This window comes from Varibaculum prostatecancerukia (assembly GCF_943169825.2).
Taxonomy (GTDB): Bacteria; Actinomycetota; Actinomycetes; order Actinomycetales; family Actinomycetaceae; genus Varibaculum; species Varibaculum prostatecancerukia.
This window is the reverse complement of sequence record NZ_OW968402.1, coordinates 62,738-72,858: the sequence shown is the minus strand read 5'-3', so window position 1 is coordinate 72,858 and position 10,121 is coordinate 62,738. Positions and strand designations below refer to the sequence as shown.

The 10,121-nt window shown below is 56.0% G+C and carries 9 protein-coding genes; 2 read left to right on the top strand and 7 right to left on the bottom strand.

Annotated features, from left to right (window positions below; all coding sequences use genetic code 11):
* Positions 1–128: 128 nt before the first annotated feature.
* The 3 genes from dtd to KO216_RS00295 are packed head-to-tail and all read right to left on the bottom strand — an operon-like array spanning position 129 to position 2,457.
* On the bottom strand, positions 129–575 hold the full coding sequence (dtd, locus tag KO216_RS00305) for a D-aminoacyl-tRNA deacylase (protein ID WP_215522285.1): 447 nt from the start codon (positions 573–575) through the stop codon (positions 129–131).
* 8 nt (positions 576–583) lie between these two features.
* Positions 584–1,699, bottom strand: coding sequence for a CAF17-like 4Fe-4S cluster assembly/insertion protein YgfZ (gene ygfZ, locus KO216_RS00300; protein ID WP_215522284.1), 1,116 nt, complete (start codon positions 1,697–1,699; stop codon positions 584–586).
* 2 nt (positions 1,700–1,701) lie between these two features.
* Positions 1,702–2,457: a heme-binding beta-barrel domain-containing protein gene (locus tag KO216_RS00295; protein ID WP_215522283.1), complete on the bottom strand. Its 756-nt coding sequence runs from the start codon at positions 2,455–2,457 to the stop codon at positions 1,702–1,704.
* 51 nt (positions 2,458–2,508) lie between these two features.
* Here KO216_RS00295 and KO216_RS00290 point away from each other — a divergent pair, with 51 nt between their 5' ends.
* Positions 2,509–3,462, top strand: coding sequence for a hypothetical protein (locus KO216_RS00290; RefSeq protein WP_215522282.1), 954 nt, complete (start codon positions 2,509–2,511; stop codon positions 3,460–3,462).
* 152 nt (positions 3,463–3,614) lie between these two features.
* Here KO216_RS00290 and KO216_RS00285 read toward each other — a convergent pair whose 3' ends face one another.
* The 4 genes from KO216_RS00285 to KO216_RS00270 are packed head-to-tail and all read right to left on the bottom strand — an operon-like array spanning position 3,615 to position 8,389.
* A complete protein-coding gene (locus KO216_RS00285) occupies positions 3,615–5,273 on the bottom strand; it encodes an NAD(P)-binding protein (RefSeq protein WP_215522281.1) in 1,659 nt (552 codons plus the stop codon).
* A complete protein-coding gene (locus KO216_RS00280; RefSeq protein WP_251451690.1) occupies positions 5,274–6,536 on the bottom strand; it encodes a thiamine pyrophosphate-dependent enzyme in 1,263 nt (420 codons plus the stop codon). It abuts the gene before it with no gap.
* Between the two features lie 10 nt (positions 6,537–6,546).
* Positions 6,547–7,812: a pyruvate ferredoxin oxidoreductase gene (gene porA, locus KO216_RS00275; RefSeq protein ID WP_215522280.1), complete on the bottom strand. Its 1,266-nt coding sequence runs from the start codon at positions 7,810–7,812 to the stop codon at positions 6,547–6,549.
* 1 nt (position 7,813) lies between these two features.
* On the bottom strand, positions 7,814–8,389 hold the full coding sequence (locus KO216_RS00270) for a 2-oxoacid:acceptor oxidoreductase family protein (RefSeq protein ID WP_215522279.1): 576 nt from the start codon (positions 8,387–8,389) through the stop codon (positions 7,814–7,816).
* 282 nt (positions 8,390–8,671) lie between these two features.
* On the opposite strand from KO216_RS00270, the gene KO216_RS00265 reads away from it, so the two are divergent.
* The gene (locus tag KO216_RS00265) at positions 8,672–10,090 is read left to right on the top strand and encodes a YwiC-like family protein (RefSeq protein WP_215522278.1); all 1,419 of its coding nucleotides are present in this window, start codon (positions 8,672–8,674) and stop codon (positions 10,088–10,090) included.
* The last annotated feature ends 31 nt before the right edge of the window (positions 10,091–10,121 follow it).

Below are 10,121 nucleotides of genomic sequence, written 5' to 3'. Positions count from 1 at the left end.
CAAGAAACATTAGAGTTTCGTGAACATTAGACGAGGGCGACCACTGCGAGCACCCCTAATTATTAGAAACAACACCGCTACCAGGGCAAACAATACTTTAGCTGACTAAGTGTCACCAAAGCCTCGAGCTAACCGGCAAAACCCTCGGGTTCTTTTGCCAACCACAAGGTAAAAGGGCCGTCGTTAACTAAGGACACTTGCATCATCGCCCCAAACACCCCGGTTTCCACCTGTGCGCCCTTCGCGCGCAAATCTGCCACCAACTTCTCAAATACTGGACGCGCCACCTCACCTTTAGCCGCATAAGTCCAGGAGGGATGCCGCCCCTTGCGCACCGACCCATACAGAGTGAATTGGGAAACCACCAGGAGCGGCGCGCCCGATTCCAGAACCGAAGACCCGTCCTCAAAAATTTGTTGATTAAGCAGGCGGCGCACTGTCCAATCAATCTGTGCCTGCCCGTCACCGGGGGTAATCCCCACGAAAGCTACTATTCCGGGGCGCTCCAACTTACCGACGCTTTTACCGTCCACCGTGACTTCGGCAGACAGTACTCTTTGAATTAAGGTACGCATGAAATCCCCTAGCCCCCGATAGTTAACGACCCGGAACCCGCACGCGGCGAGGCGCCCGAAAAGGCTTTCCGATCAATCCGCGACTGTCCCAGCCAAGAAACCCCAGAAGGATCTACGATCGCGGTAGTCGCAGCCGCCAGGGAATGTTCTTCCTCGCCCTCTTGCCAACGGACAGTGAGTTCTCCACTGGGAGCAGTACGTTTAATTAGACCCAAGGCAATCGGACCGTCCTCGAAATGATTAGCACTTGCCCGCACAGTACCCACTTTGCGACTGCCGGAATAAAGCTCGGCATCCACAGGAGGCAGTAGCGAGGAGCTGCCGTCAAGGTGCAAGAAGACTGCCCGCCGCGGGGGATGCCCCAGGTTAACTATCCGGGCCACGGTTTCTTGCCCGCAATAACATCCCTTATTTAGATGCACGGCAGTGCGCAGCCAATCCAGTTCATGCGGCAGAGTGCGCGGGTCAATATCGGTGGCGTAAGGGCGCCAAGCCGCGATCCGCAGCGCCCGCCAATCAGCCTCAGTAGCAAACGCCGGAGTAGAAAGACTGTAGCCGTCCTCAGTTTCCAGCGACCAAGAAATATTTTCCCAGCGTTTACGCAATTCCGTGTGCACCTGGGCAGTATCCGCATCGGGAATAACCCCCAGACGCGCCGGGTAATCTTGCCCGGGGTGCTCCTCACTACGCGGGGAATAGGCGGTTCCGCCCGGAGTTATCCCTGGCCAGGGGTCAGTCCAGATGGGGCCGAAAGTTGCGAGCACTTCTTCGGCAACGCTAGGGCTGAAAAATCCCCAAACCGTGAGGTCTGCGCGTACCGAAACTTCCACCCTCGACATAAATTTCATGGATTCTAGGAATTGCGCTAGAGCCTGCGCATTCGTGGTAAATAGCCAGGCAATATCCTGCGACCAGACGATTCCGGCCGCATAGGAGATACGACCATTAGCGTCCAGGAACAGCATTTCCCGGCTCTCCCCTGCCTCCATATCCGTTACTACCTGCGAAGATAGAGTGGTTAGCCAGGAGGGCGCATCCGAGCCATAAACCGTCAGTACCTCGAGGCCGGTTTCCGCAATCCCATATCCGCAGCGCAGAGCCACTTGGTTGTCTACAAAAGTCACGTTTAGGCTCCTGCTTCCCCATTGTTGTCGGGAGTTTCCTCGCGCTCCCCTTCGGCTGCCTGGCCGTTATCTTTTTTCTCTTCCCCCGCCGCGGCTTCCTCTTTATCTAGATCCCCGCGAGGGTCCTCTCCGGCAGGTAAAGAAGTCACCCCGGGGGCAGTTAAGGTTTCCTCTCCCGCGGGCAGGCGTAGCAGGCGCGCCGAAAAATCAGATTCGGAGTCTTTACCTGGCAGCACCGAGTCTTGTGCCCAGAACAGCTCCGAAGAAACCAGCCCCATCATTCGCGAAAGCTGCTCGAAAGGGGCAGGAGCCCGGCGAGATGAAATCATGATCCGCGGCCCCATCGAGACTGCCTCCCAAGAAACCTCTGCGGTGTAGGGACCGCCGGAGGAAGTCAGGCGGCAACGCGACCTCGCCTCTTGCTCACTATCGGCGACTGCCGAAGCGGTCACTCGCCAGGAAGTATCCTCCCGCCATATCAAAGCGCCGCGCCGCAGCTGCGAAAGCCCGGTAGCCGCATCGGCCTGCATATCAGGTTTTTCTGCGACCGGTTCGGCCAGCCAAGTAAGAGTTACTTGCTGCAAGTTAGTGCCGGTAGCGCGGAAAGTAGTTTCTTGCCAAATAAAACATTCTTCGCGCTCGCCGTTTTCATTTTCCGGGTCTTTAGGCAGATATGCGGTTCCCCAGCCCCGCCACGAGCCTAATAACCAGGCCAGGGGGATTAATTCTTTCGCCAAACCTAAAGGTAAATCCATCATGGGCTATAGCCTAGTAGAGTAAGGAAGCAGCAAGCCAGAAATCTGGCGTAATTGGGCGAAGAGCAAAATCGGGAGAACATCAAAAATATGGAAGATTCGGCAGCTAGTCCTCAGGGGGCATCCCGCAAAGGGAGTGAGCCTAACCTACCCCATGCTTCCGCACTACCGCAGTCATCGAAACTGCCAGATTCGTCGGCGAAAAAATCCGTTTCCCCCATAGCTGCCCGCAGCTGGTGGGTGGCGCTGCTGGCCGCACTGCCTCCCCTGGCAATGCTGTTTTTCCTGCATTGGAACCCCTACCTGGTGGTGCTCATCGCCGCCGCGGTAACTATCGCCGTTGCCCTCACCTGGGGCGGCCTTTCTCAAGCTCCCAGCCCGGCGCGCACCGGCATCGTGGTGGCGCTAACCGGAATCGGGTGCCTGCTCGCTACCTTAATTACTACTAATCTCACCTGGGTACCACTGGTGCTTTCCTGGTGCGTATTGGCAGCGTTCATCGCGGAAATGACCCGCGGGAAACATCGCCCCCTGACTACCTGGTCGCTATCCAGCACTATTACCGGATGTGCGCTGGTAGCTGCAGGTTCAGCCTGGGGACTAGCCACCGCCTACCCCACTATGAATCTGCTGGCAATGGCGGCCCTTCCGGCTATGGGATTAGCTTCCCTATCCCTGGCTCTGCCTGCTAAACGTGCTAGTATCCGCTGGTTGTACTGTGTTTTGAGTGGAATAATTGCCGCCGGATTCCTCACCTATTTCTTACTTTACGGATATTCGGATCTCGCGCTGGCGATTCCCTTTGCCTACCGTAACCCCGCCTTGGCCATCTGGGTTATGACTCTGGGGTTGGGATTTGGCTCCGGACTCTTGGTGGCCTGCATCAACGTATTGTTTATGGTGCCGGCAGGTAAGAATTACCGTTGGCGACAACTGGCACTCGCCCTGCTGCCCACCCTGTTTATTTCGGTGCCGATTTACTCGCTGGCACGCCTGATTACCGGTTAAGGGCGCATGCGTCCCAAGTGCAGCCGAAGGCGCAGGCAAAAATAGCGCACTGCCCTAAACCAGGACGTATTTACGCACCCAAACCTAGCGCGAGGACGCAGCGGGCGGCGGGACAGAAACGCCCGGTGCAGGGCGCTTTCCCCCGAAGTTCCCTAGCTTTCCTCTGGAATCATCATGATGGAGCCACAAGGACACTCTTCGGCGCAGATCCCGCAGCCTTTACAGTAGTCATACTTGAACTCGTACTCGCCAGGTTTGATCTTGGTGATGGCGTTATCGGGGCAGACTCCGAAACAGTTATCGCAGCCGAAACAGTTGCCACAAGACATACAGCGCCGCGCCTCAAAGAGGGCAGAATCTTGATCTAAGCCCTGCACCACCTCGTCAAAGGTAGAAGCCCGGCGGGCAGATTCGATCTTGGCGCGTACCCGGTGGGGAGCGTCCGCGTAATACCAGTTAGTAAGGCGGTCATAGGTGGCGTCCCCGGTGACCGGGGGCTTGTGGTATTCGGTGCCGTGCAAGAAGGCGTCAATATAGCGGGCAGCTTTCTTGCCGTGACCAATCGCTACCGTAACGGTGCGTTCGGAAGGCACCATGTCACCACCGGCAAAAACGCCGTGACGCCCGGTCATCATTTGCGAGTTGACCTGGACTACACCCTTTTCGATTTCGATATCGTGGGCGCGCTCGACTAGACCCAAATCGGATTCTTGGCCTAACGCCATCACCACCGAATCGGCACCGAGTTCTTCATACTCGCCGGTCGGCTGGGGGAAACCGTTCTCATCCAGCTCCATTTTCTCGACCGTAAGCTTGCCACCATCAATATGTTTAATGGTGGACAGCCAGCGCATCATAATCCCCTCTTCCTCGGCCTCTGTAACCTCAGAATCGTGGGCAGGCATCCGGTCACGGTTACGGCGATAAACAATCACCGCTTCTTCCGCGCCTAGGCGTTTTGCAGTCCGAGCAGCGTCAATAGCGGTATTACCCCCGCCATAGATAACAACCCGCCGCCCCAGCATCGGCTTGTCCTCGCCCTCCATATCGGCAAGTAGCTGAACCGCGTCCATAACTTTCGCAGAGCCACCAGCAGGAATATCGGCATGACGACCAATATGGGCACCCACCGCCAAAAACACGGCATCAAAGTCATCTGCTACATCGTCAACATTTTCGACTTTGGCATTGAACTCGAAACGTACCCCCAGATCCTCGATCCGTTTAATCTCGGCATCGAGCACCTCGCGGGGCAGACGATACTTCGGGATCCCAAAGCGCATCATCCCGCCGGCCATCGGACCGGCATCTTTTACGGTAACTTCGTGGCCGAGACGGCGCAGGTGATAGGCAGCGGACAGCCCGGAAGGGCCCGCCCCCACCACTAGCACATGTTTACCGCTGGGAGCCGCATCTACGCTTACGTTCCAGCCTTCTTCAATAGCTTTATCGCCCAGGAAACGTTCAATAGCGTTGATCCCTACGGCTTCATCCATTTGCCCGCGGTTACAGGCGGTTTGGCAAGGATGGTAGCAAACCCGGCCCATCGTGGCAGGTAGTGGATTATTTACCATGATTTCACGCCAGGCGGATTCGTAGTCGCCCTCTTCGGCGTGATAAAGCCAAGCCTGGACATTCTCACCCGCCGGGCAAGCCTTATTACAAGGGGGCAACATGGATACATAAACCGGACGTTCGGTACGCCAAGACCCGGTTTCGTTCGCCAGCGAAGACCCCACGTTCAAGGTCACCGCCCAAGGAGCGGTATCTTCGCTGCGTACCTCCGGTGTAGGCAGAGCAGTTTCACTCATTTAGTTTTCCCCCTTTGCAGCCGAGTTTCCGGCAAGATGACGCATCGCAGAAGCAGAGGTTGCCCCGGAAACGGGGTGATCATCTGTTGAAAAAGCATCGCTTTGGGTGCGTTTAGCTTTCGAGGCTTCTTCGATAATGCGTTGAGTGTAGCGACCCTCGGGATCTTCGCCTGCCGCCAGGATGCGCTCCAGCACGTCCTCATCCAGCTGATCCGGATCAATCAGGCCGTAACGGCGGATATTACGATCCGCGATTTGCTGCATCCGCTCTAGCACTTCCTCTTGCCCCTTCTTAAACACATGGGCGAAGCGGCGCTGCGGACGCATATATTCGGTGACCGGTACCGGGCGGCGCAATTTGGTAACCGAAGTGATTTCCCCGTTCTCGGCCTCATACACTGGGAACAGCCCACATTGGGTGGCCAGGCGCGCCAGGCGAATAGTTAGGTTGGAGGCCGAGCCCCAGCCCAGGGGACAGGGCACCAATACGTGAATATAGCGGGAACCGTGGAACTGCATCGCTTTGCGTACCTTGTATTCCAGGTCGCGCAAATCCGCTACCGTCGCGGTGGCCACATAAGGAACTTCGTGCGCCATCGCGATTCGCGGCACATCTTTACCCTGGCCAAACACGTTTCCAGGATGTTCGCCTACCGGCTGGGTGGTGGCGGTACGTGCCGCGGGCGGAGTGGCGCCGCTTCGCTGTACCCCGGTATTCATATAGGCGCCATTGTCGTAGCAAATATAGAGGACGTCGTCGTTGCGTTCGAACATGCCTGACAGGCAGCCCATGCCGATATCTACGGTGCCGCCATCTCCGCCCTGGGCAACTACCCGGGTGTTCTTGCCTTTGGCGCGCAAAGCTGCCGCCGCCCCAGAAGCAACTGCGGGAGCATTCCCGAAAAGGGAGTGCACCCAGGGAATCGTCCAAGCAGTTTCCGGGTAAGGGGTAGAAAAAACCTCTAGGCAGCCGGTGGCGTTGACTGCTACCAGGTCCTTTCCCGCCGCCTCCATTGCGGTGTCGAGGGCGTAGCGTGCCCCCAGGGCTTCCCCGCAGCCCTGGCAGGCGCGGTGACCGGAAGTTAGGGAATTGATCCGGTTGGGGTCTGACTGAACGGAACGGTAATCGAGTTCTGCCAGTCGGTTACCGACCGCATAGGAACCCACCTGATAAAACTTTACATTTTCGCGTGCCGGAATCGCGGTTTCAACGCTTTCGCGAAACTGCGGTTCCGGAAGCGGAACACTCATAGTTGATGACATTGCCTGCCTCCTAGATTCCGCGCGCCGCATTGGCACGCTGAGTGGCGTGACGTTGAATGTTTTCACTGATCGGACCAGAACGCCGAGTAGCTTTCTCCCGCTCCAGTTCGGCTTCGACCAGTTCCTGATCCAAATCCAGGAAGGTCAAATGCTCAAGCTGGTCCGCGACTGCCTGATCTAGCATTTGATTTAGGGAACGCTCCGTGATGTTTCGCCCGCCCAGACCAGCGATTACTTCATAGTCGCGAACGGATTTTCCGGCTCGCGAGAGGGCGGAGCGACAATGAGAAGCCACGATTCCGCCGATCCCTAAGCTGAAGGCTTTCTCGAGGCACACAAAGCGTTTGGCATTCCCGAGATATTTTGCTACCTCTTCGAAGGGGAAGGGACGGAAGGAGCAAATCCCCAGCACCCCAATCTTTTCACCTTTGTCCCGCCGCTCATCGACTACGTCTTTGATGGTGCCCAGCACCGATCCCATCGCCACGATTACGGTTTCGGCGTCCTCGAGCCGGTAGGGGCGAACTAGACCGCCCGAATCGCGCCCGAAAACCTCCTTAAACTCTGCCTGTACTTTGGGGATGAGCTCTAAGGCCTGCAACTGTTTTACGTGTTGAAGGTACTTAACTTCGGTAAAGGCCTCCGGACCCACCATTGCCCCAATAGTAATGGGATCAGCCGGGTCGAGGACGACGCGAGGACTATAGGGAGGTAAAAACTTTTCTACCTGCTCTTTTTCCGGTACATCTACCTGTTCCACCGCGTGGGTCAAAATGAAGCCATCCATACACACCATTACCGGAACCGAAAGTTCTTCGGCGATCCTAAAGGCTTGCACGTGCAGATCCGAGGCTTCCTGGTTGTTCTCGGCGAATAGTTGCAGCCACCCGGATTCACGTTGGCTCATAGTATCGGAATGGTCATTCCAGATATTGATTGGTCCACCGATTGCCCGGTTAGCCACGGTCATTACTATTGGTAAGCCCAGGCCCGAGGCATTGTAGACGGCTTCAACCATATAGAGCAGTCCCTGGGAAGCGGTGGCGGTATAGGTGCGCGCCCCCACTGCCGAAGCTCCGATGCACGCCGACATGGCCGCGAACTCGGATTCAACGTTGATGTATTCGGCGCTGCCCATTTTGCCCGCTTTTACCAGCGCAGATAGTGCTTCTACGATGTGGGTTTGGGGGCTAATCGGGTAGGCGCTGATAACTTCCGGGCTGCAGGCGGCAACTGATTGCGCAATAGCTTGCGAACCTTCAATTTGTTTTAGCACGTTACTTGGCCTCTTCTTTCATCGAGCTGACCATTTCGTAGGCGGCAACCGCGGCGGCCACGTTCCCCTCGCCCACTTTGCCGTGGAAACGGTTTTGAATCGCCTGGGTAACGCTGGATAGGCGCACCAGCCCGGTGAGGGCGGCCGCTCCCCCCAGCATCACCGCGTTCGGTAGGGGACGCCCCAGGTGTTTCTTCGCGATCTCGGTGGCCGGAATCATCACCACATGCCCTTGCGGGTGGGCAGCAACCACTTCCTCGATCCCCAGTTCAGAGGCAGATTTTGCCGAGTTCACCAGGGCGAAGCCGTCCGGTTTCAGCCCCGAAAATACGTCCATGATTGCCAGCAGGGTGGCATCCTGTACCACCACCAGGTCAGGTTCCTGAACGGGTTCGCGGGTACGGATCTCTTTATCTTCAATACGGCAGTAGGAAACTACCGGGGCGCCGGTGCGCTCGGAACCAAAGGAAGGGAACGCCTGCGCATGATGCCCATCGGTGAACGCCGCGAAGGCAATGAGATCAGCTGCAGTTACGACCCCTTGTCCGCCTCTGCCATGAATACGAACTTCAGTCATGCTTTCACCTTAGGGCGGCGATCCCGCCAAAAAGCTATCTCTTTTTTAAAACGCGATTACCAGCACTTTTAATAATCAAAGCTCGGATAAAAAGCACAGGATTCCCTGACGCAAATGTATCTTAAATAAGAAAAATCGCGCTTTGAACCCTTGTTAAAATTGTGACCAAAGTGTTATTAAGTACTGTAGCCGGCGCTTATATATCTAATTGATACCGAATCGTTGCCGCTTCGTGAGCCAGCGTTAAGCCGAATCTCATTAGTTCATAGTACCGTTACCCTTGTGTCAAAAGCGTACGGAGCCGAAAAACCCGAAAATATTTCGGGCGAGGATGGGGAAAAGCGAGCTAATGTCCCTTATCAGGAGCTAGAGCCGCACAGCACTATTCCCAACTCTTCTCTAAATGCGCCCGCCGCCCAAGATGCTTTTCCGAACCCTAAGAATCATCCACAACGTCGCTCACTATTAGCCCGAAAACCTCAGGGATTTAGCGCCGAGGACGGATCGGCAGTTACCGCCACTGGCGGGGTGACTGCCGTACCCAACACCGGAAATATTCAAAAGGTTCGGGCTCCTCTGCTGAGAGATGCCGTTCATAGCAACTCCGAGAAGCCTGTAGAAGACACTCCGGCTGCTTCCGAGGTCACGTCGGTGAAGGAAGAAGTGTCACCGGCCTTAGAAAAACTGCATCTGCCGGGAGTAAAAGCGCGTACTTCTCGGTTTCGGCGGGTTACTAGCACCGAGTTTTCGCAACTTTCTAAGCCCTCAGAGAGCGACGATACCTCCTTCAAAGAGAAAAAAGCAGGTAAAGACAAAAGCAGTAAATCAGTAAAGCGAACAGGTAAAAGCGATTACCGCTGGGGGCGGTGGGCACGTGCCGGGTGGGTACCTGCGCAAGAGGGTGCCTATGCGATGGCACTGCTGCCCTACTGGATTGGAGTCATCGAATCTTCACTGCGCTGGATCCACTGGTTAGTGTTCGCGCTGTGGATTTGCGGATATTTCGCGTTTAACGTGGGGGGAATCTGGCTGCGCTCCCGTCGTAAAGACCGCTACTTCAAGCCCTTGCAAATCTACGGGACAATAACCCTGATTTTAGGAATTATTTGCCTTTTGCTAGCCCCTCCCTTACTGGAGTGGGCAATAGTATTCTTCCCGCTGATCATAATTGCGGTTACCGAATCAGTACGTCACCGCGAACGTTCCCTATTGGCACGCACTAGCACCATCTTGGCAACCGGAGTAATGACCCTAGTCGCCTATGACATTGGGACTCAATTTGCTCGTTCTTTTGCCCCGATTTCCTGGCTAGAACATACTGCCACCAGCAATATTGAATGGGTAGTTTCCCCCACTGGCAACCTGCAAGGCTGGAGTTGGATGCTGGTAGTGGCCTGGATAGTCACCTCCTACTATTGGTCAACTGTTCCCTATGTACGTTCCCTAATACGCCAACGCGGCTCCCAGTCATTCTTGGCGTTTTCGGTCGCCTGTCACGCCGTCTTAACCGCAGTCGTCGTAGGGTTCTTTATTTTGGGCTGGGTAACCTGGTGGCACCTGCTGGTTTGGGTGCTGCTATTTGCGCGCTCATTGGCAGTACCCCTGCTCCAGCGGCGCTCTCCGCAGCTAGTTACAGTTTCGCGAGTAGGATTCTGCGAGATTGCAGTGGCGATGCTGACGCTAATTACCCTGCTGGTTTAAGTTCCGCAGATTTTCTCCCGCCTAATCGCCG